The organism is Sphingopyxis sp. 550B, assembly GCF_057401805.1.
On the sequence record NZ_CM171610.1, the window covers coordinates 2,974,104 to 2,993,197 of the forward strand.

The following is a 19,094-nucleotide window of genomic DNA, read 5'->3' on the forward strand; positions in this document are numbered from 1 at the left end:
CCCCGGACTTGATCCGGGGTCCATTCGGCGCTCACGCCAATGGACGAAGGAAGAATGGATGCCGGATCAAGTCCGGCATGACGAAGGAAAAGGGTGTCGGCTCTCATCCTCACCACTCCTTCCGGTAATCGTGGTTCGCCGACACCATTTCGGTCAGCGTCGTCGGGCCGCCCTCGGGATCGCTGGTGTGGCGCTTCGGGTTCTGCGTCCCGGTCTTCGGCTGATTGCCCGCCGCCAGATCGTCGAGGATGCGGGTCATGCTGTCGTAGTCGAGGTCTTCATAATTATCGTCGTTGATCTGGACCATCGGCGCGTTGGTGCAATTGCCCATGCACTCGACCTCGGTCAGCGTGAACAGGCCGTCGGGGGTGGTCTTTCCCTTGACCATGCCGCGGTTCTTGCACGCCGCCATGACATCGTCCGACCCGCGCAGCATGCACGGAGTCGTCCCGCAGACCTGCACATGATAGCGGCCGACCGGCGCGAGATTGTACATGGTATAGAAGGTCGCGACCTCGTAGGCGCGGATATAGGGCATATCGAGCTGCGCGGCGACATATTCGATCACCGGTATCGGCAGCCAGCCCTGCGTGTTTGTCGCTGCCCCCACCTGCCGCTGCGCGAGGTCGAGCAGCGGCATCACCGCCGAGCGCTGCCGTCCCGCGGGGTAGCGCGCGATGATGACCTTCGCCTGTTCGGCATTTTCGGGCGTCCACGCGAAATCGCCCCAGCGCGCGCGGACTTCGGCTTCGTCGGGGATGTTGGGTGCGTCAGCCATTAGCGGTCACACTCTCCGAAAACGACGTCGATGGCGCCGATGATTGCAGTCGTGTCGGCGAGCATGTGGCCCTTGGTCATCATGTCCATCGCCTGAAGGTGGCTGAACGCCGTCGGGCGGATCTTGCAGCGGTACGGCTTGTTGCTGCCGTCGCTGACCAGATAGACGCCGAATTCGCCCTTCGGGCTTTCGGTCGCCACGTAAACCTCGCCCGCGGGGACGTGGAAGCCCTCGGTGTAGAGCTTGAAGTGATGGATCAGCGATTCCATCGAGCTCTTCATCTCGGCGCGCTTCGGCGGCACGACCTTGCGGTCGAGGCTGGCGACCGGGCCGCTCGGCATGTCGCGCAGGCACTGCTTGATGATGCGCGCCGACTGATAGACTTCCTGCACGCGGACCATGAAACGGTCGTAGCAGTCGCCGCGCGTGCCGACCGGAATGTCGAATTCCATCTGCGCATAGGCGTCATAGGGCTGGCTCTTGCGGATATCCCACGGAATGCCGCTGCCGCGGATCATCGGGCCCGAGAAACCCCATGCCAGCGCGTCTTCCTTGCTCACCGTCGCGATATCGACGTTGCGCTGCTTGAAGATGCGGTTGTCGATGACGAGGCTCATCGCATCGCCAAACAGCTTCGGCAGGCGCGTCTCGCACCATTCGCCGATGTCGACGAGCAGCTTTTCGGGCGCATCCTGATGCACGCCGCCGGGGCGGAACCACGCCGAGTGCATGCGCGCGCCCGACGCGCGTTCGAAGAAGTTCAGGCAATCCTCGCGCAGTTCGAACACCCACAGGTTCGGGGTCATCGCGCCGACGTCCATCACGTGCGACCCGATGTTGAGCATGTGGTTGCAGATGCGCGTCAGTTCGGCGAACAGCGTCCGCAGATATTGCGCGCGCGCCGGCACCTCCAGATCAAGGAGCTTCTCGATCGCGAGGACGTAGCTGTGCTCCATCCCCAGCGGCGAGCAATAGTCGAGCCGGTCGAAATAGGGCAGCGCCTGAAGATAGGTCTTGTATTCGATCAGCTTTTCGGTGCCGCGGTGGAGCAGGCCGACATGCGGATCGACGCGCTCGATGATCTCGCCGTCGAGCTCCATCACCAGCCGCAGCACGCCGTGCGCCGCAGGGTGCTGCGGGCCGAAGTTGATCGTGTAGTTCGTCACCGCCTGGTCGCCCGCCGTGTCCGCGGTGTCGACCGGATAGCCTTCGAACATGTCGCTGCCGTGATGCCGGACCGTGGGAGAATCGGTCATGCGTCACCTCCTTTGGGCTTGCGCGGCGCGCGCGGCTTGGCCGGAGCCTTCGCCTTCGCGGGGGCCTTCTCGGCCTTCGCGGTCGCGGGCGTCTTCGCCTTCGACGCGGGCTTGGCCTTGGCGCCGTCTTCGCTTGTCTTCGCGGCGGCGTCGTTCGCCTTGCTCCCCGCGCCCGTCTGCGTCGGCTTGTCGGTGGTCTTGGGAGTCGGCGGCGGCGCGGCCTTGGCCTCGTCGGCCTTCTTGACCTGGTCGGCAGTCATCGGGGTGGGCGCGCCCTTGCCCGGTGCCTCGCCCGTGCCGCCCGCCTTTTCGTCGCCCGGCAGGATATAGTCGGCGCCTTCCCACGGCGACATGAAGTCGAAGTTGCGGAAATCCTGCGCCAGCCGCACCGGTTCATAGACGACGCGCTTGTCCTCTTCCGAATAGCGCAGTTCGATATAGCCGGTGAGCGGGAAATCCTTGCGCTGCGGATGGCCCTGAAAGCCATAGTCGGTCAGGATGCGGCGCAGGTCGGGGTTGCCGCTGAACAGCACCCCGTACATGTCGAACACCTCGCGCTCGAGCCAGCCGGCCACCGGCCAGACGGGCACCACGGTCGGCACCGGCGTCACCTCGTCGGTGGTGACGCGGACGCGCAGGCGATGGTTCCGGGTGACGCTGAGCAGGTGATAGACGACCTCGAAGCGCTCCGGGCGGTCGGGATAGTCGACCCCGGCAATCTCCATGAGCTGCTGATATTCGAGCGCGTCGCGCAGCGTCACCATCACGCCGTCGACCGCGTCGCGGCGAACGGTGATGCTGTCCTCGCCGACGGCCTGGACATGCGCGAGCAGATCCTTGCCGAGCAGCTTCTTCAGCGCCTCGGCGAGGCCTTCGCGCGGCGCGATCAGGGGAGCGGGGCTGGACATCAGCGTTCGATCGTCCCGACGCGGCGGATCTTCCGCTGCAACTGCATCACGCCATAGAGCAGCGCCTCGGCGGTCGGCGGGCAGCCGGGGACGTAGATGTCCACCGGCACGATGCGGTCGCAGCCGCGCACCACCGAATAGCTGTAATGATAATAGCCGCCGCCGTTGGCGCAGCTTCCCATAGAGATGACATATTTGGGGTTCGACATCTGGTCGTAGACCCGGCGCAGCGCAGGCGCCATCTTGTTGCACAGCGTCCCGGCGACGATCATCACGTCCGACTGGCGCGGGCTGGCGCGCGGCGCGGCGCCGAAGCGCTCCATGTCATAGCGCGGCATGTTGACGTGGATCATCTCGACCGCGCAGCAGGCGAGCCCGAATGTCATCCACCACAGCGAGCCGGTGCGCGCCCAGCCGAACAGATCCTCGGTCGTGGTGACAAGAAAACCCTTGTCGCCGACTTCGGCGTTGAGGTCGTCGAAAAAGCCCTGGTCCGGGGCGGTGCCCGGCGCGACCGGCATCTGGCCGGGGGTCAGGATGGAGGTGTTGCTCATTCCCAGTCCAGAGCCCCTTTCTTCCACGCATAGACAAGGCCGATCGCGAGTTCGGCCAGGAATATCATCATCGTCGCCCAGCCGGCCCAGCCGATCTCCTTGAGGCTGACCGCCCACGGAAAGAGGAAGGCGGCTTCGAGATCGAAGATGATGAAGAGAATCGCGACGAGATAGAAACGCACGTCGAACTGGCTGCGCGCATCCTCGAATGCCGGAAAGCCGCATTCATACTCGCTGAGCTTCGCCGGATCGGGCTGATGGGCGCCGGTGAGCCGGGCGATTCCCATCGGCAGGAAGACGAAGGCAGCCGACAGCCCGACCGCGACGGCCAGGAAAATCAGAATCGGCAGATATTGCGTCAGGTCGACCATGAAGCACGCAGTCCTGTGTTCGTTTCTGGGTTGTTCGCCACCCGTTAGCGGGGCGCTTTAGGCCAGCGCGTCGCGCCTCGCAAGCGCTGCGGGCATGAAATTCCCAGCATGCTGTGATCCAGAGCATAAACGGCGCTGGCAAGGCGCGCCAGGGCTGTGATAGGCCGATGATGGGGGCCGGCCGACGGCCCGGATCGGGTCCGATTGCGAGATGGGAGCATATATGGGACGATTTCTTCTGCGGGGCGCCCTCGCCATGGCGACGATCGCCACGCTGGCGGCCGTTCCGGCCCACGCCGAACTGGTGAACGCGTCGAATCCGGCGACGATCAAGGCGATCGTCGAGTCGCAGGGCTGGCCCGCGACGCTGGTCAGCAAGCCGGGCGACGACCCCTATATCGAAAGCAACCGCAACGGGCTGAAATTCCTGGTCCTGTTCATGAACTGCACCGAAGGCCGGAACTGCAAGACGCTGCAATATTACATGGGATTCAGCGACGCCAAGCAGGTGCCGCTCGAAAAGTTCAACCAGTGGAACAAGGAAAAGCGCTTCGCCCGCGCCTATCGCGACGACGAGGGCGATCCGGTGCTCGAAATGGATGTCGACGTCGATTTCAACGGCATCCCGCGCGAGAATATCGGCGAGACCTTCAACACCTGGTCCTCGCTGATGGACACGTTCCGCGAATTCATCTTCGAAGACTGAGCGCCGGGCGCCGACAGGTGATTGTTCCCCGGCGAAGGCCGGGGTCCATGCGGAGCCGCGCCATGCCATCCGGGCCCCGGCTTTCGCCGGGGAACAAGCTCTTACTTGCCTGAACGATATATACGCCAAACAAGTCCAGAGTGACTCAAGGTTGAAAGCCGGTCGTCTGCCCCGTGCTTTCTTCTCAGGCGCCGCGCAAGGCGCCGGCGACGAGCTTTTGCAGCTTCGAATGCACCGCCGCGCTGCCGGCGACGAATTCGCGGCGCTCGATCGTGCGGTCGCCGCCGCGGAAGTCACTGACGAATCCGCCCGCCTCACGCACCAGCAGCATTCCCGCCGCGACGTCCCAGATCGCGAGGTCGCTTTCCCAGAAACCGTCGAAGCGGCCCGCCGCGACCCACGCGAGGTCGAGGGACGCCGCACCGAAGCGGCGGATGCCGGCAACCTCGGGCGCGACGACGCCGAAGACGCGGCCCCACTGCGCCATGTCGCCATGGCCCATATAGGGGATGCCGGTCGCGATCAGGCATTCGTGCAGGCTACGGCGCGACGAGACGCGGAGGCGGCGGTCGTGCAGCCACGCACCGCGGCCGCGCTCGGCCCAATAGCTTTCGTCGGTCACCGGCTGATAGACGAGCGCCGCGGTGACGTCGCCCCAGCCGCCGCCGAGCTTCGGTTCCTGCACCGCGATCGAGATGGCGAACTGCGGAATGGCGTGCAGGAAATTCGACGTGCCGTCGAGCGGGTCGATGATGAAGCGCGGCTTGCCCGCTTCTCCCTCGATCTCCCCCGCCTCTTCCATCAGGAAACCCCAGCCGGGGCGCGCATGGCTCAATTCGTCATAGAGGGTGCGCTCGGCCGCCTGATCGGCCTTCGACACGAAATCGGCGGGCCCCTTCTGCGAGACCTGAAGATGCTCGACCTCGCCGAAGTCGCGGCGCAGCTTCGTGCCCGCCTTGCGCGCGGCGCGTTCCATGACGGTGATGATGCCGGAAATGGCCATTTTCTATCTCCCCCCTCCCGCCTGCGGGAGGGGCCGGGGGTGGGCAGCAATTGTGGGCGGGCCTGTCGCTCACCCCTAACCCCTCCCGCTTGCGGGAGGGGGACTCAATCAGTCGGCGCGCCGCACATATTCGCGGTCATAGACATTGACCACGATGCGGGTGCCGCTGGTGATGTGCGGGGGCACCATCACGCGCACGCCGTTGTCGAGGATCGCGGGCTTGTAGGACGAGGACGCCGTCTGGCCCTTCACCACCGCGTCGGCCTCGACGATCGTCGCTTCGATCTGTTCGGGCAGTTCGACCGAGATCGGGCGTTCTTCCCACAGTTCGAGCACGACCTCCATCCCGTCCTGCAGGAAATCGGCGGCATCGCCGACGACATCCTTCGAGATGTTGATCTGCTCGTACGTATCCTTGTCCATGAAGACGAGATCGTCGCCCTCGGCATAGAGATACTGGAAATCCTTGGTGTCGAGGCGGACCTTCTCGACCGTGTCGGCGCTGCGGAAGCGGTTGTTGAGTTTGCGGCCGTCGATCAGATTCTTGGCCTCCACCTGCATATAGGCGCCGCCCTTGCCCGGCTGGGTGTGCTGGATCTTGGTGACCTTCCAGATGCCGCCCTCATATTCGATAATATTGCCGGGACGGATATCAACGCCGGAGATTTTCATCGCGCACACTCACTTGAACAAGGATGGTAAAGAGCCGCCGGCGCGTGCGGAGCGCACCGGTCACAGGAGCGCGCCCTTAGCGGTCGGCGCGGCGGAGAGCAAGCGGCTTACGGCGTCGCGTCCGCCGCCGCCCGCGTCCGGCGATAGGTGAAGGCGATCACGCCGACGAACAGCAGCACCCCGATCAGGATCGCGTTCGTCGCGAACCCCTCGCCCACCACCGCGAGCGGCGCGTCGCTTCCCGAACCCGCGACGACGCCCGCGAAGAGCACGCCGAACAGGCTTTCACCGACGATGAAGCCGGTCGCGAGCAGCACGCCCATGCGGCTGTAGAATTCGGGCTTGGCGCTGCGCGCCGCGCGCTTCTCCCACAGATGGCCGATGGCGGCGCCGATCGGGATCAGGATGGTGAGCGACATCGGCAGATAGATGCCCATGCCGACGCCGAGCGGCGGCAGCCGCATCTTGCCAAGCCGCCCCAGCAGTTCGTCGACCGCGATCACCACAACGCCGATTAGCGCGCCATAGCCGATCAGGTCCCAGCGCAGGTCGCCGCCGAGCACGCCCTTCGCCAGCGCGCTGATCAGCGCCGCCTGCGGCGCGGGCAGCGCATTGGCCCCCGCCCCTTCCGCACCGGCGAAGCCAAACGCCTGGTTGAGCAGGTCGAGCACCGGCGGGATGATGAGCGAACCGAAACCGACACCGATGACGAGCGCGAACTGCTGCTTCCACGGCGTCGCCCCGACGAGTTGGCCGGTCTTCAGGTCCTGAAGATTGTCGTTCGAGATTGTCGCCACCGAAAAGACGATCGCGGTCGTGAACAGCGCATAGGCGACGAGCGCCGCCGTATCGGCCTCGCTGTGATTGCGCCCGAAGAAGAAGAGCAGCATCAGCGACGCCGCGATGACCGCGAGGATGCCGACCCCCGACACTGGGCTGTTCGACGCGCCGATCAGGCCCGCCATATAGCCGGTGACCGCGGCGATGATCGCGCCGACGAACAACACGAAGACCAGGGTCGCGGCGATCACCCCGACGGGGTGCGCGGCGATCGGCCCGCCCTGCGCGAAAAACCACAGCAGCCCGGCGATCGGGACGAGCGAGCCGAGGATGGTGCCGACGACGATGCCGAACGACAGGTCGCGTTCACCGAGCGCGACCGTCTCGCCCGCGCCGCGCGCGCGCGACGAAGCGATCGATCCCTGGATGCCCCGGACGACCGGCCCGACGATCTTGAACAGCGTCCACAGCGCGGCGACGCCGATCGTGCCCGCGCCGATGAAACGCACCTGCTGCGAAAAGACCGCGCCGACGACATCGTCGACCGATCCCGCGACGCCCTGCGCCGCGGTCAGCACCGGCATCAGCCCGCCCCACGCGATCAGCATGCCGAGCAGCATGGCGAGGCCGACCGACAGGCCGACGAGATGGCCGACGCCGATCAGCGCGAGCGACAGGCTGGCGCTCGCCCCGCTCGCGCCCGCGCCGATCTTGAAATTCCGGCCGATCTCGGTCGCCGCCAGCTTCATCGCGCCGAGCAACGCGAACCCGGCGCTGACGAGCGAGCCGAGCAGGATCGTTCGCAGGCCGCGCTGATTCTCCTCGGCGCCATCGCCGGCGCGCGAACCGACCTTCAGCACCTCGGCGGCGGCGACCCCCTCGGGATAGGGCAGGTCCGATCCGGCGACGAGCGCGCGCCGCAGCGGTACCGAGAACATCACGCCCAGCGTTCCACCGATGAAGCAGACAGCGGCGGTGGTCCAATAGGGAAAGCCCTGCCACCAGCCGACGATGACGAGCCCCGGCAGCACGAAGATGATCGCGGCGAGCGTCCCCGCGGCGCTGGCAATCGTCTGGACGATATTGTTCTCGAGGATCGTCGCGCCCGACAGGAAGCGCAGGATCGCCATCGAGATCACCGCCGCGGGAATGGAGGTCGCGAAGGTCAGTCCGACCTTGAGCCCCAGATAGACATTCGCCGCGGTGAAGAGCAGCGTGATGAGCCCGCCGAGGATGATCCCGCGAAGCGTCAGTTCGCGCAGGTCCGCGGCGCGTCCGCTGGTGTCGATCATCTTTTTCCTCCCCACTCGCCTCTACGCGGCGGCAGCGCGTCCGTCCGATCCCACACCCGCGCCGAAAGGCGACGAGCCGAAGCGGGTTTGACGCATTGATCCAATATTCCGATTTCCGCCGTCGTCATAGTGTTTCGCATGACGCTGCATCCGCCCCCTGCCCCGCCCGGCGCACAGCCGCACCATGCGCCCTGTGCCGGCCTGTTCGGCTGGCGCAAGGACGCGGCCGCGCCGCGCCGTGAGGCGGAGGAGGCCGACGAGCCGGGAAAGGATTATCCCCCCGACCGGAGGTCGAGGATCGCGGCGAACGCCCGCACCGCCTCTGCGGGACCGCCGGGATAAGCCCACACGCCCGCCGACACCGCGAGGAAATCGGCGCCCGCATCAATCAGTATCCGCGCATTGTCGGTGGTGATGCCGCCGATCGCGACGCAGGGCAGCTCGAACAACCCCTGCCACCAGGTCAATATCTCGGGATCGGCGCGATGCTCGACCGCCTTGGTGCTGGTCGGGAAGAAGGCGCCGAACGCGACATAGTCGGCGCCCGCCTCGCCCGCCTCCATCGCGAGATGGCGGCTGTTGTGGCAGGTAACGCCGATCTGCGCCTGCGGCCCCAGCAGGCGGCGCGCCTCCTTCGGATCGCCGTCACCCTGCCCCAGATGCACGCCGTCCGCGCCGATCCGCCGGACAAGCGCCATGTCGTCGTTGACGATGAAGGCGGTGCCGTGCGCTGCACAGATCGCCTGCAACGGTTCGGCGAGCCGGGCGGCTTCGTGCTGGGTCGCATCCTTGACGCGAAACTGAAAGGCCGCGACGGGCGCCGCCGCCAGCGCCTGCTCGAGCTTCTCGGGAAAATCACCCCCGACGTCGAGCGGGGAAATCAGGTAGAGCTGGCAGGCTGGCGTGGTCATGGCGGGTTCATAGCGGCGCGTTCATGGTCCGGCAAATGCAGAAGCTTCCCTCTCTCGCGTTCCTCCCCGCTCTCGCCCTCTCGGCCTGCGCCGCGACGGGCCAGCAGGCCCCGCTTCCCGACGGTAGCAACGTCGCGCTCGGCCAGCGCGCCTACGTCGACGGCCCGATCGTGCAACCGGAGGAGGTGCTGGAGGACAGCCGGTGTCCAGCGAACGTGCGCTGCGTTCATGCGGGGCGGGTGCGGGTGAAGATGCTGTGGCTGCGCCCGACCGGAGAAGAACAGCCGTTCGAGGTCATGCTGGGCGGAGCGACCCCGCTCGCCGACGGCAGCGTCCGCCTGCTGGCGGTGCGCCCGGACAGACGCACCGACACGGCGATCGCGCCCGAGGATTATCGCTTCTCGTTCCGCTTCGACGGCGGGCTGTAGCGCTCCACGCAGGCAATCGGTCGGAACGTCGGCGCTCGTTCCCCGGCGAAAGCCGGGGTCCAGATGGCATAGCCCTACCTCGCGTGGACCCCGGCTTTCGCCGGGGAACGATGAACTGCCGAAAGGGAAGAATTGCCAAGTGGTATCAGCGCGCCCGGGCCCCCGCCTGCTCCGGCGAGAAATCAGCGCACTCGCGCCAGGACGAACCCGTCCCATTTCTTGACGCCGACCGTCTGCACCGCGGTCGCGTCGATGCGCGCGTCGGCGTTCAGCATGTCGAACAGCGCCCGCGTGCCGTCGATCCGCGGATCGCCGCTGTCCGGATCGAGCACACCGCCTTCGCGCACGACATTGTCGACGACGATCGTGGTACCGCTGCGGCCGAGCCGGATCGCTTCGGCGACATAATGGGCGTTGCCCTGCTTGTCGGCGTCGATGAAGACGAAGTCGAACGGCGCCGCGCCGGTCATCGCGGCGAGACTGTCGCTCGCCGGCCCGACGCGGATATCGACCCGATCCGACACCCCCGCACGATCGAGATTTGCGCGCGCGACGCGGGCGTGCGCCTCCTCGATCTCCAGCGTCACCAGCTCGCCGTCTTCGGGCAGCGCGCGCGCGAGCCAGATCGTCGAATAGCCGCCGAGCGTCCCGATTTCGAGGATGCGGCGGGCGCCCGCGATCTGCGCGAGCAGGAACAGCATCTTGCCCTGCGCCGCCGAAACGTCGATCGGCGGCAGGCCATTGGCCTCGTTGTTCGCAAGCGCAGCGGCGAGCGCGTCGTCATCGCCGAGCAGTTTCCCGGCGATATAGGCATCGACGGCTCGCCAGCTGTCGCTCATCAAGCCACCGAGGCGGCGTGGATTTCGTCGATCGCTCCGCCCAGCGAGGCGTCGAACGCCGCGTCGTCCATCGAGGCGCGCAGGTCTTCGAGCAGCGCGCGGCTGAAGCTCGCGATGATGCCGGGGTTCTTGGCCAGTTCGACGCAGGCTTCGGGGCGCTTGTAGCCGCCCGACAGCGCGACGACGCGCAGCACCTTGGGATGGTCGACGAGCGGCTGGAACAGGCCGGGCTCGGTCGGCAGCGACAGCTTCAGCATCACCGGCGCGCCGTCCCACGCATCGAGCGCCGCCAGCGTTTCCTGGAGCAGCAGGCGATCCGCCGCGGCACGCTCGGCGCTCTTGATGTTCACTTCTGGCTCGATGATCGGAACCAGGCCGTGCGCCGCGATGCGCTTCGCCTCGGCGAACTGCTGCTCGACGATCGCCTTGACGCCCGCCGGGTTGGCGAGGTTGATGACGCTGCGCATCTTGGTGCCGAACACCCCCTTGGCGACCGCACGCTGGCACAGCGCGTCGAGATCGGGCATCGGCTTCATCATCTGGACGCCGTCGGCCTCGGCCTCCAGCCCCTTGTCGACCTTCAGGAACGGCACCACGCCACGCTCCCACAGCAGCGCCGGCACCGGCTTGCCGCCGGCCTCGCCGTCCATCGTGCGTTCGAACAGGATCGCGCCGATCACCTTGCCGCCGCCGAAGCAGGGCGCGGTGACGATGCGGCTGCGCATCGCGTGGATCAGCCCGAACATCTCCTCGTCGTCCGACCAGGCCCCTTCGTCGATGCCATAGCCCTTCAGGGCCTTGGGCGTCGAGCCGCCGCTCTGGTCGAGCGCGGCGATGAATCCCTGACCCGATTTGATCTTGTCCAGCATCTCGGCATTGGCGGCAGTCATGTCATCTCCATTGGGCTGCATAGATTGGGGGAGCGATAGCCCGCGCCCCGACAGGAAGCAAATCGCGGGGCCGCGTCAGACCCTCAGCGCATCGACACCCGGCAGCGGCTTGCCTTCCATCCATTCGAGGAAGGCGCCGCCGGCGGTCGAGACGAAGGTGAAGTCGTCCGCCACACCCGCGTGATTGAGCGCTGCGACGGTATCGCCGCCGCCGGCGACCGAGGTCAGCGACCCTTCGCGCGTCAGCGCCGCCGCGGTTCGGGCGAGCGCGACCGTCGCGGTGTCGAAAGGCGGCGTCTCGAAGGCGCCGAGCGGCCCGTTCCACACCAGCGTGCGGCAGGTCTTGAGCACATCGCCCAGCGCCTCGATCGCCGCCGGGCCGACGTCGAGGATCATCTCGTCGGCCGCAACCTCGTGGACGTTGACGGTGCGCGTCGGCGGATTGGGCGCGAACTGCTTCGCGACCACCACGTCATAGGGCAGATGGATCGTGCATCCGGCCTTATCGGCGCTGTCGAAGATGGCGTTGGCGGTCTCGACCAGATCGTGCTCGCACAGCGACTTGCCGACATCGACCCCGCGCGCGGCGAGGAAGGTATTCGCCATGCCGCCGCCGATGATCAGGTGATCGACCCGGCCGACAAGGTTCCGCAGCACGTCGATCTTGGTCGACACCTTGGCGCCGCCGACGACCGCCGCGACGGGATGCGCCGGGTTGCCGAGCGCCGCGTCTAGCGCTTTGAGCTCGGCCTCCATTGCCCGCCCGGCATAGGCCGGCAGGCGATGCGCGATGCCTTCGGTCGAGCCATGGGCACGGTGCGCGGCGGAGAAGGCGTCGTTGACATAGAGGTCGCCCACCTCGGCCAGCGCGTCGGCGAAGGCGGGGTCGTTCTTCTCCTCGCCGGGGTGGAAGCGCGTATTCTCCATCACCGCGACGTCGCCGGGGGCGAGCACCGCGACGCCGGCCTTCGCGCCCTCGCCGATGCAGTCGGGGATGAACATCACCGAATGGCCGAGCACGTCGATCACCGCATCGATGACGAGGCTCAGCGACTGGGTGGGATTCTTCGCTCCCTTCGGCCGCCCGAAATGCGCGAGCAGCAGCACGATCGCGCCCTTGTCGGACAGTTCGCGGATCGTCGGCATCGCCGCGCGGATGCGCGTGTCGTCGGTGACCGCGCCGTCGGACATCGGGACGTTGAGGTCGACGCGCACCAGCACTTTCTTGCCGGTAACGTCGCCGATGTCGTCGAGGGTTTTGAAGCCGGCCATATTCAACTCCATTCGCCCCGATCGCGTCGAAGCATCTTCGCGTCTCTATATCCCGTCGGTGCGAGATTCCGAAGGGGCCGCGGCAATCTCCGGCCGGTGGCTCATGCGCCATGGCTGGAGATTGCTTCGTCGCTGCGCTCCTCGCAATGACGATATGCGAATTGCCTTACAGCAGCCCGGCGATCACGCCCGCAGTATCGACCATGCGGTTCGAGAAGCCCCATTCATTGTCGTACCAGCTGACGACGCGAACCAGCTTGCCTTCGAGCACCGAGGTTTCGAGGCTGTCGACCGTCGAGCTGGCCGGGCAATGATTATAGTCGATCGACACCAGCGGCTCGTCCGAATAGGCGAGGACGCCCTTCAGCGCGCCTTCCGACGCATCCTTGAGGATCTTGTTCACTTCCTCGACGCTCGTGTCACGGCCCGGCGTGAAGGTCAGGTCGACGAGGCTGACGTTCGGGGTCGGCACGCGGATCGCCGAACCGTCGAGCTTGCCCTTGAGCTCGGGCAGCACCTCAGCAACCGCGCGCGCGGCGCCGGTCGTCGTCGGGATGATCGACATGCCGGCGGCGCGAGCGCGGCGCATGTCGCTGTGGATCTGGTCGAGAATCTTCTGGTCGTTGGTATAGGCGTGGACCGTGGTCATCAGGCCGCGCTCGATCCCCAGCGCCTCGTGAAGCACCTTGGCGACAGGCGCGAGGCAGTTGGTGGTGCAGCTCGCGTTCGACACGATCTTGTGATCGGCGGTCAGCTTGTCATGGTTGACGCCATAGACGACGGTCAGGTCGACGCCCTTGGCGGGGGCCGAGATCAGCACGCGCTTGGCGCCGGCGGCGAGGTGCTTGCCCGCGCTTTCGGCGTCGGTGAAGAAGCCCGTGCATTCGAGCGCGATGTCGACGCCGAGCTCGCCGTGCGGCAGGTTCGCGGGATCGCGTTCCTTGGTCACGCGAATCGCCTTGCCATTGACGATCATCTGATCGCCTTCGGCCTTGACCTCGCCCGGGAACGGGCCGTGGACGCTGTCGCGCTTGAACAGCAGCGCATTCGCCTTCGCATCGGCGAGGTCGTTGATCGCGACCAGTTCGAGGCCGCAGTCCGGCCGTTCGAGGATCGCGCGGGCCACCAGGCGGCCGATGCGTCCAAAACCGTTGATTGCGACTTTCACTGCCATGTCGAAACGTCCTTTCTGCGGAAGAGGTCGGGCGGGTCCTTATTGACCGAGCCGGGCCAGGATCTGGGGAGCGATGGCATCGGCGGTCAGGCCGAAATGCCGGTAGAGATCGTCGATCGGCGCCGAAGCGCCGAAGCTGTCGATGCCGAAGCGCAGACCGTCGCGGCCGGTATAGCGTTCCCATCCGAAGGTGGTGCCCGCCTCGATCGAGACGATCAGCGCATCGCGCGGCAGGACGTCGGCGCGATAGGCGGCATCCTGTTCGTCGAACAATTCGGTCGAGACCATCGAAACGACGTCGGCACCCTGCCCCGCCGCTTCGAGCCGCTCGGCAACGTCGAGCGCAAGCGACACCTCCGAACCCGTCGCGACGAGCACGACGCGGCGCGCCGCCGCTGCGTCGCGAAGGCGGTAAGCGCCTTTCAAACAAAGATTTTCGGTGACGTCATGCCGCAACGGCGGCAGGTTCTGGCGGGTCAGCGCGAGCAGCGTCGGGCGATTGTCCTGCGCGAGCGCGATCGCCCAGCACTCGGCGGCCTCCACCGCGTCGGCGGGGCGCATGACGAGCAGGTTCGGCATCGCGCGCAGCGACTGCAGATGCTCGATCGGCTGGTGTGTCGGACCGTCCTCGCCCAGTCCGATGCTGTCGTGCGTCATCACATAGACGACGCGCTGGCGCTGGAGCGCCGACAGGCGGATCGCACCGCGGCAATAATCCGAAAACACCAGGAAGGTGCCGCCATAGGGGATGACGCCGCCATGGAGCGCCATGCCGTTCATCGCCGCCGCCATGCCGAACTCGCGGATGCCATAATAGATATAGCGGCCCGAATAATCGTCCTTGGTCAACGGCTTGGTCGACGACGTTTTGGTATTGTTTGAACCCGTCAGGTCGGCGCTGCCACCGACGAGCGCCGCGATATCGGCGGTGAGCGCGGTCAGGGCATTTTCCGACGCCTTGCGCGTCGCGACCTTGGGCGGTTCGGCCACCAGCGAGTCGAGATAGGTGCGGAAAGCGTCGCCCGGCGCGACCTTGCCGCTTAGCCGATCTTCGAATTCCTTTTTATTCCCGTTCGTTGCAAGCCGATCATTCCATTCGGCATGAAGTGCCCGGCCACGCGCGCCGAACCCCTGCCACGCTTCGGCGATGTCGGCGGGAATCACGAAGGGCTCGGCCGTCCAGCCGAGATTGGCGCGCGCCGCGGCGATCTCGTCGGCGCCGAGCGGCGATCCGTGCGTCGCCGCGGTGCCCTGCTTGTTCGGGGCGCCGAAGCCGATCAGCGTCCGGCAGGCGATCAGCGACGGGCGGCCGTCGGCGATGGCGGCGTCGATCGCGCGGCGGATATCGGCGGGATCGTGCCCGTCGCAGCTTTCGACGTGCCAGCCGGTCGCCGCATAGCGCGCCCGCACATCCTCGCTCGTCGACAGGTCGGTCGAGCCGTCGATGGTGATGCGATTGTCGTCCCACATCACGATCAGGCGGCCGAGCCCCAGATGTCCGGCCAGGCCGATCGCTTCGTGGTTGATGCCCTCCATCAGGCAGCCGTCGCCGGCGATCACCCAGGTGCGGTGGTCGACCAGCTCGTCGCCGTAGATCGCGTTCAGATGGCGCTCGGCGATCGCCATCCCGACCGCGGTCGCGAGCCCCTGCCCCAGCGGCCCGGTCGTCATCTCGACGCCCGCCAGCTCGAAATTCTCGGGATGTCCTGCGCACGGGCTGTGCAGCTGGCGGAACGCGCGGATTTCGTCGATCGTCGGATGCGCATAGCCCGCGAGGTGCAACGTCGCATAGGCGAGCATCGAGCCATGCCCCGCCGAAAGAACGAATCGGTCGCGATCGGGCCATGCCGGATCGCTGGGATCGAACTTCAGATAATCCGAATAAAGCACCGTCGCGACATCGGCCATGCCCATCGGCATGCCCGGATGGCCGCTGTTCGCGGCCTGGACGGCGTCCATCGCGAGCGCGCGGATCGCGTTGGCGAGCTGACGTTCGGGCAGTGTCATCATTCCCCCGGAGTGGACAGGCTGGTTGCGCGACAGCCCTTTGCGGGGGCAGTGCCCAGAGTCAACCGCTCGCGGCAGAATTTCGCCCGCATTTCGGCGTGGAGAGGCGATTGCACCCCCTTCGCGGCGCTGCTAACCCTTGGTCATGGAACTCGATCTCGACGAATCCAGCCTGGCCATCGGCCGCATCGAGCGGGCGCTGAGCCGGATCGAAAAGGCGCTGGCCGATCGCGAAAGCAGACCGGCTCCTGCCGCCGCACCGTCCGAAACCGCCAGTCAAAGCGCCCTGAAAGCCGAGGTTGCGGCGGTCATCGGCGAACTCGACCGGCTGATCAACGAGGCGAAACATGGCTGACGTCAAGCTCCAGATCGCCGGCCGCCCCTATGACGTGCATTGCGCCGACGGGCAGGAAGAGCGGCTTCACCAGCTCGCGGGGATCGTCGACACCAAGGCGCGCACGATCCAGGGTGGAACCGAAGTCCGCCAGCTGCTGTTCACCGCGCTTCTGCTCGCCGACGAGGCGCACGAGGCGCGGGCCAAGGCCGAAAAGGCCGAACCCCAGTCCGATTCGCTGCGCGCCGCAGTCGCGCTCGCCGAAAGCCGCGAGGCGGCGGCGCACGACGCCCTGCGCGAAGCCGAGGCGCGCGAGCAGGCGCTGCGCGCCGAACTCAACGCCGCACGGCAGGCGTCAGCGCCGCCACCGCGCAACCCCCACGACCGTGCCCTGCTCCAGATCGCCGAGCGGATCGAAGCGCTCGCCGACCGGGCCGAGCGGATGCCCTGACGGAATGGGTTGAGACCGGGCGCCGGCATCCCTAGATAGGGGGCGGCGGGCACTGCCCGGCACGAGCCGCTGCGAATATCCCTGAGGCGATACATCATCCAAGGGAGCTGTCCCTGCCCGGACCCTGGTCCGACGTACATGGCCCCCACCTGACGTTACTGGCGTCAGAGGATTTTCCGGCAAACGACCACGGTGGTCCCGCCACCCACCGCGCAAGAGAGGCTGCGACAGGCGATGACCGACCCGGCCCCCGACCTGGCGCAGCGAAAACAGGAACTGCGCGACAGGCTGCGTTTCCGGCGCCGGCATTTCGCGGCGAATCTCGATCCGATGGCGCGGCTCGCCGCCTTCCGCGCGCTGCCCGCCCCGCTCGCCGAGCGGCTGGCGGAGGAGCCGCTGGTCGGCGGCTATGCGCCGTGGGGCGATGAACCCGACATCCTGCCCGCGCTGGCCGGCATCGCGGCGCGCGGCGCGCTTGCGCTGCCCCATCATGCGGCGCGCGACGCCGCCATGGCGTTCCGGCACTGTCCGAAGGGTGCGGCGCTGGTGCGCGGGCCGTGGGGCTCACCGCAACCGGGCCCCGACACCGAAAGCGCGATCCCGTCGATCCTGTTCGTCCCGCTCGTCGGTTTCGACCGGCACGGCGGCCGCCTCGGGCAGGGCGGCGGGCATTACGACCGCTTCCTTGCGGACCACCCGTCCCTCCCCCGCATCGGCGTCGGATGGTCGGTGCAGGAGGTGGACGCGCTTCCCGTGTCGGCGCTCGACGCGCCGCTCGATGCCATATGGACCGAACAGGAATTCATCCTGTGTGGAGACCGTCTATGACCGCTGCCCCCGATCCCCAGCCAAGCTGGCGCAAGCCCGCCGGAATCGCGCTGATCCTGCTGCTGATCGTCGCCTGGGCGACGATCGTCGTCGCGCTTTCGCCGTGGGTCGGCACTTGGCCGGTGCTGGTGCAGGGCCTGTTCTATCTGGTGGCGGGGATCGTGTGGGTGCTGCCGCTGAAACCGCTACTGCGCTGGATGGAACTCGGCCGCTGGCGCGGATAGATCGAGGCCGAACGGCTTCGGTCGACGACAGCGCAACGGTTTTTCCAGATATTTTTGGGAGGGGCGCCTTCCCGCCTTGGACAGGGAATGGCGCGAGTGACGGGACTCGAACCCGCGACCTCCGGCGTGACAGGCCGGCGCTCTAACCAACTGAGCTACACCCGCTTGCGCTTGGGAGCCGCGCCAATATGGCCCCTGTCCCGACCTGTCAACCGTCGCTTTCCATCTCGGTGCGATTTAACCGGTCGCGCATCTCCTCCACTGTCGTCAACGTGCCGCGCTCGAACAGGAAACCGGCCAGATCGGGGGTTCCCGTCGACTGCAGCACCGTCTGGAGAATCAGCAGCAGCGGTACCGCGAGCAGCGCGCCGGGCGCCCCCCAGACCCAGCCCCAGAAGCTCAGCGAGACGAGGATCAGCAGCGGATTGACCGTCAGCCGCCGTCCGAGGACCAGCGGCGTGATCAGATTCGCCTCAACCAGATGGACGCCGACGAAGATCAGCGCGGGCAGCAGCGCGAATCCGACCGCGTCGAACGTCATCAGCCCGCCCAGCCCGAGCAAAGTCGCAGCGACGATCGGGCCCAGATAGGGTACGAAGTTGCACAACGTGACGATCCCGCCCCACATGAAGGGCGACGGCATGCCCAGCGCCCAAAGCAGCAGCGCGACGACGAGGCCCAGGATCGCGTTGATCATCGTGATCGTCGCCAGATAGTCGGCCGTCGCATCGACGACATTCTGGATCACGCGCGCCGTCTGCATCGCGCCGTCGAAGCTGCCGCGGCGCCGGATCGTTCCCTTGCGCAGCCGTGTCCAGCCGGCGAGGAAGAAAAAGATCACCAGCACCGCGAAGAAGAGCTGGATCGCCGCCGACGGCGCGGCGGAGATGAAATAATCGACCACGGAGGTCGGCGCGGTCGCCGCGACCGCCTGCGACGCTGCTTCGGTCCCGCTCGCGACCGAGGTCAGCGTCCGGTCGACGAACTTCTGCAACGTCGAATAGAAGTCGATCAGCGGCGCGAGATTGCTCTGGATGCGCGGGATCGATTCGGGGAGCCGCGCGAACCAGCCGGTCGCGGGAACGACGATGATCGCCAGCGCGGCGTTCACCAGCATCAGGAAGGCCGACAGCGACAGGAAGGACGCGAGCGCCGACGGCACGCCGCGCCGTTCGAGCCATTCGAGCAGCGGCACCAGCGCGATGGCGATCACGATCGCGGCGGTCAGCGGCAGGAAGAATTCGGCGCCGGCCTGAAGCGCGAAGGGCAGCCCGAGGCAAAAGGACGCGCCCAATATCAGCGCCAGCGCCGCGAGCAGCCGATCGCGGCGAAAATCGTCGATCTCGATCTGCTGCAGGGGATTGCCGCGCGCCGGGCGCGCGCCCTTCCTCCCCCTGTCCTCGCTCACGTGGGCCT

General features: G+C 66.9%; 21 protein-coding genes and 1 tRNA gene. 6 read left to right on the forward strand and 16 right to left on the reverse strand.

What is annotated here, in order from left to right; translation table 11 throughout:
* Window positions 1–109: 109 nt before the first annotated feature.
* The 5 genes from AC2S9W_RS13975 to AC2S9W_RS13995 are packed head-to-tail and all read right to left on the reverse strand — an operon-like array spanning window position 110 to window position 3,867.
* Window positions 110–778 carry a complex I 24 kDa subunit family protein gene (locus AC2S9W_RS13975; protein WP_076075299.1) on the reverse strand — a complete coding sequence of 223 codons (669 nt, stop codon included), beginning with the start codon at window positions 776–778 and terminating at the stop codon, window positions 110–112.
* The gene (locus AC2S9W_RS13980) at window positions 778–1,995 is read right to left on the reverse strand and encodes an NADH-quinone oxidoreductase subunit D (protein ID WP_199775103.1); all 1,218 of its coding nucleotides are present in this window, start codon (window positions 1,993–1,995) and stop codon (window positions 778–780) included. The genes AC2S9W_RS13975 and AC2S9W_RS13980 overlap by 1 nt, the downstream gene beginning before the upstream one ends.
* A 35-nt stretch (window positions 1,996–2,030) precedes the next feature.
* Window positions 2,031–2,942: an NADH-quinone oxidoreductase subunit C gene (locus AC2S9W_RS13985; protein ID WP_076075294.1), complete on the reverse strand. Its 912-nt coding sequence runs from the start codon at window positions 2,940–2,942 to the stop codon at window positions 2,031–2,033.
* Complete coding sequence (locus AC2S9W_RS13990; protein ID WP_104959671.1) at window positions 2,942–3,496, reverse strand: NuoB/complex I 20 kDa subunit family protein; 555 nt, start codon at window positions 3,494–3,496, stop codon at window positions 2,942–2,944. Before AC2S9W_RS13990 ends, AC2S9W_RS13985 begins: the two co-directional genes overlap by 1 nt.
* Window positions 3,493–3,867, reverse strand: a complete 375-nt coding sequence (locus AC2S9W_RS13995; RefSeq protein ID WP_067112197.1) for an NADH-quinone oxidoreductase subunit A — start codon at window positions 3,865–3,867, stop codon at window positions 3,493–3,495. Before AC2S9W_RS13995 ends, AC2S9W_RS13990 begins: the two co-directional genes overlap by 4 nt.
* A gap of 223 nt (window positions 3,868–4,090) precedes the next feature.
* On the opposite strand from AC2S9W_RS13995, the gene AC2S9W_RS14000 reads away from it, so the two are divergent.
* Entirely contained in the window at window positions 4,091–4,573 is a 483-nt protein-coding gene (locus AC2S9W_RS14000; protein ID WP_067183547.1) for a YbjN domain-containing protein, read from the forward strand.
* 184 nt (window positions 4,574–4,757) lie between these two features.
* On the opposite strand, the gene AC2S9W_RS14005 is transcribed toward AC2S9W_RS14000, so the two are convergent.
* The 4 genes from AC2S9W_RS14005 to thiE all read right to left on the reverse strand — a co-directional run bounded on the left by AC2S9W_RS14005 (window position 4,758) and on the right by thiE (window position 9,231).
* Window positions 4,758–5,576 carry an inositol monophosphatase family protein gene (locus AC2S9W_RS14005; RefSeq protein ID WP_067112203.1) on the reverse strand — a complete coding sequence of 273 codons (819 nt, stop codon included), beginning with the start codon at window positions 5,574–5,576 and terminating at the stop codon, window positions 4,758–4,760.
* 108 nt (window positions 5,577–5,684) lie between these two features.
* Complete coding sequence (gene efp, locus AC2S9W_RS14010) at window positions 5,685–6,248, reverse strand: elongation factor P (RefSeq protein ID WP_067112206.1); 564 nt, start codon at window positions 6,246–6,248, stop codon at window positions 5,685–5,687.
* A gap of 107 nt (window positions 6,249–6,355) precedes the next feature.
* Window positions 6,356–8,320, reverse strand: coding sequence for an OPT family oligopeptide transporter (locus AC2S9W_RS14015; protein WP_076077830.1), 1,965 nt, complete (start codon window positions 8,318–8,320; stop codon window positions 6,356–6,358).
* Window positions 8,321–8,592: 272 nt separating this feature from the next.
* A complete protein-coding gene (thiE, locus tag AC2S9W_RS14020) occupies window positions 8,593–9,231 on the reverse strand; it encodes a thiamine phosphate synthase (RefSeq protein ID WP_076075291.1) in 639 nt (212 codons plus the stop codon).
* A 23-nt stretch (window positions 9,232–9,254) separates the two neighbouring features.
* Between thiE and AC2S9W_RS14025 the strand changes: the two genes are divergently transcribed.
* Entirely contained in the window at window positions 9,255–9,659 is a 405-nt protein-coding gene (locus AC2S9W_RS14025) for a hypothetical protein (RefSeq protein ID WP_158682199.1), read from the forward strand.
* 182 nt (window positions 9,660–9,841) lie between these two features.
* On the opposite strand, the gene AC2S9W_RS14030 is transcribed toward AC2S9W_RS14025, so the two are convergent.
* The 5 genes from AC2S9W_RS14030 to tkt form a co-directional block, all read right to left on the reverse strand.
* A complete protein-coding gene (locus AC2S9W_RS14030; protein ID WP_104959673.1) occupies window positions 9,842–10,498 on the reverse strand; it encodes an O-methyltransferase in 657 nt (218 codons plus the stop codon).
* Complete coding sequence (locus AC2S9W_RS14035; RefSeq protein WP_082796980.1) at window positions 10,498–11,388, reverse strand: fructose bisphosphate aldolase; 891 nt, start codon at window positions 11,386–11,388, stop codon at window positions 10,498–10,500. Before AC2S9W_RS14035 ends, AC2S9W_RS14030 begins: the two co-directional genes overlap by 1 nt.
* A 75-nt stretch (window positions 11,389–11,463) precedes the next feature.
* Window positions 11,464–12,660: a phosphoglycerate kinase gene (locus tag AC2S9W_RS14040; protein ID WP_067106659.1), complete on the reverse strand. Its 1,197-nt coding sequence runs from the start codon at window positions 12,658–12,660 to the stop codon at window positions 11,464–11,466.
* Between the two features lie 166 nt (window positions 12,661–12,826).
* Window positions 12,827–13,834, reverse strand: a complete 1,008-nt coding sequence (gene gap / locus AC2S9W_RS14045; RefSeq protein ID WP_076075283.1) for a type I glyceraldehyde-3-phosphate dehydrogenase — start codon at window positions 13,832–13,834, stop codon at window positions 12,827–12,829.
* Window positions 13,835–13,873: 39 nt separating this feature from the next.
* Window positions 13,874–15,841 carry a transketolase gene (gene tkt, locus AC2S9W_RS14050; RefSeq protein ID WP_076075280.1) on the reverse strand — a complete coding sequence of 656 codons (1,968 nt, stop codon included), beginning with the start codon at window positions 15,839–15,841 and terminating at the stop codon, window positions 13,874–13,876.
* A 145-nt stretch (window positions 15,842–15,986) separates the two neighbouring features.
* On the opposite strand from tkt, the gene AC2S9W_RS14055 reads away from it, so the two are divergent.
* From AC2S9W_RS14055 to AC2S9W_RS14070, 4 genes are all read left to right on the forward strand, one after another.
* Complete coding sequence (locus AC2S9W_RS14055; protein ID WP_076075278.1) at window positions 15,987–16,196, forward strand: hypothetical protein; 210 nt, start codon at window positions 15,987–15,989, stop codon at window positions 16,194–16,196.
* Window positions 16,189–16,626: a cell division protein ZapA gene (locus AC2S9W_RS14060; protein WP_076075275.1), complete on the forward strand. Its 438-nt coding sequence runs from the start codon at window positions 16,189–16,191 to the stop codon at window positions 16,624–16,626. Before AC2S9W_RS14055 ends, AC2S9W_RS14060 begins: the two co-directional genes overlap by 8 nt.
* 234 nt (window positions 16,627–16,860) lie before the next feature.
* Window positions 16,861–17,454 (forward strand): 5-formyltetrahydrofolate cyclo-ligase, encoded by a 594-nt coding sequence (locus AC2S9W_RS14065; protein WP_067106675.1) that lies wholly within the window; start codon window positions 16,861–16,863, stop codon window positions 17,452–17,454.
* Window positions 17,451–17,678 carry a DUF2842 domain-containing protein gene (locus tag AC2S9W_RS14070; protein WP_067106677.1) on the forward strand — a complete coding sequence of 76 codons (228 nt, stop codon included), beginning with the start codon at window positions 17,451–17,453 and terminating at the stop codon, window positions 17,676–17,678. Before AC2S9W_RS14065 ends, AC2S9W_RS14070 begins: the two co-directional genes overlap by 4 nt.
* Window positions 17,679–17,766: 88 nt before the next feature.
* On the opposite strand, the gene AC2S9W_RS14075 is transcribed toward AC2S9W_RS14070, so the two are convergent.
* Together AC2S9W_RS14075 and AC2S9W_RS14080 are read right to left on the reverse strand one after the other, a co-directional pair.
* Window positions 17,767–17,843, reverse strand: a tRNA-Asp gene (locus AC2S9W_RS14075).
* A 43-nt stretch (window positions 17,844–17,886) separates the two neighbouring features.
* A complete protein-coding gene (locus AC2S9W_RS14080; RefSeq protein WP_082796981.1) occupies window positions 17,887–19,086 on the reverse strand; it encodes an AI-2E family transporter in 1,200 nt (399 codons plus the stop codon).
* Between the last annotated feature and the right edge of the window lie 8 nt (window positions 19,087–19,094).

Coding starts and splice junctions, on each gene's coding strand:
- AC2S9W_RS13975 (WP_076075299.1), bottom strand. CDS start 778: ATGGCTGACGCACCCAACATCCCCGACGAAGCCGAAGTCCGCGCGCGC.
- AC2S9W_RS13980 (WP_199775103.1), bottom strand. CDS start 1,995: ATGTTCGAAGGCTATCCGGTCGACACCGCGGACACGGCGGGCGACCAG.
- AC2S9W_RS13985 (WP_076075294.1), bottom strand. CDS start 2,942: ATGTCCAGCCCCGCTCCCCTGATCGCGCCGCGCGAAGGCCTCGCCGAG.
- AC2S9W_RS13990 (WP_104959671.1), bottom strand. CDS start 3,496: ATGAGCAACACCTCCATCCTGACCCCCGGCCAGATGCCGGTCGCGCCG.
- AC2S9W_RS13995 (WP_067112197.1), bottom strand. CDS start 3,867: ATGGTCGACCTGACGCAATATCTGCCGATTCTGATTTTCCTGGCCGTC.
- AC2S9W_RS14000 (WP_067183547.1), top strand. CDS start 4,091: ATGGGACGATTTCTTCTGCGGGGCGCCCTCGCCATGGCGACGATCGCC.
- AC2S9W_RS14005 (WP_067112203.1), bottom strand. CDS start 5,576: ATGGCCATTTCCGGCATCATCACCGTCATGGAACGCGCCGCGCGCAAG.
- efp (WP_067112206.1), bottom strand. CDS start 6,248: ATGAAAATCTCCGGCGTTGATATCCGTCCCGGCAATATTATCGAATAT.
- AC2S9W_RS14015 (WP_076077830.1), bottom strand. CDS start 8,320: ATGATCGACACCAGCGGACGCGCCGCGGACCTGCGCGAACTGACGCTT.
- thiE (WP_076075291.1), bottom strand. CDS start 9,231: ATGACCACGCCAGCCTGCCAGCTCTACCTGATTTCCCCGCTCGACGTC.
- AC2S9W_RS14025 (WP_158682199.1), top strand. CDS start 9,255: ATGGTCCGGCAAATGCAGAAGCTTCCCTCTCTCGCGTTCCTCCCCGCT.
- AC2S9W_RS14030 (WP_104959673.1), bottom strand. CDS start 10,498: ATGAGCGACAGCTGGCGAGCCGTCGATGCCTATATCGCCGGGAAACTG.
- AC2S9W_RS14035 (WP_082796980.1), bottom strand. CDS start 11,388: ATGACTGCCGCCAATGCCGAGATGCTGGACAAGATCAAATCGGGTCAG.
- AC2S9W_RS14040 (WP_067106659.1), bottom strand. CDS start 12,660: ATGGCCGGCTTCAAAACCCTCGACGACATCGGCGACGTTACCGGCAAG.
- gap (WP_076075283.1), bottom strand. CDS start 13,834: ATGGCAGTGAAAGTCGCAATCAACGGTTTTGGACGCATCGGCCGCCTG.
- tkt (WP_076075280.1), bottom strand. CDS start 15,841: ATGACACTGCCCGAACGTCAGCTCGCCAACGCGATCCGCGCGCTCGCG.
- AC2S9W_RS14055 (WP_076075278.1), top strand. CDS start 15,987: ATGGAACTCGATCTCGACGAATCCAGCCTGGCCATCGGCCGCATCGAG.
- AC2S9W_RS14060 (WP_076075275.1), top strand. CDS start 16,189: ATGGCTGACGTCAAGCTCCAGATCGCCGGCCGCCCCTATGACGTGCAT.
- AC2S9W_RS14065 (WP_067106675.1), top strand. CDS start 16,861: ATGACCGACCCGGCCCCCGACCTGGCGCAGCGAAAACAGGAACTGCGC.
- AC2S9W_RS14070 (WP_067106677.1), top strand. CDS start 17,451: ATGACCGCTGCCCCCGATCCCCAGCCAAGCTGGCGCAAGCCCGCCGGA.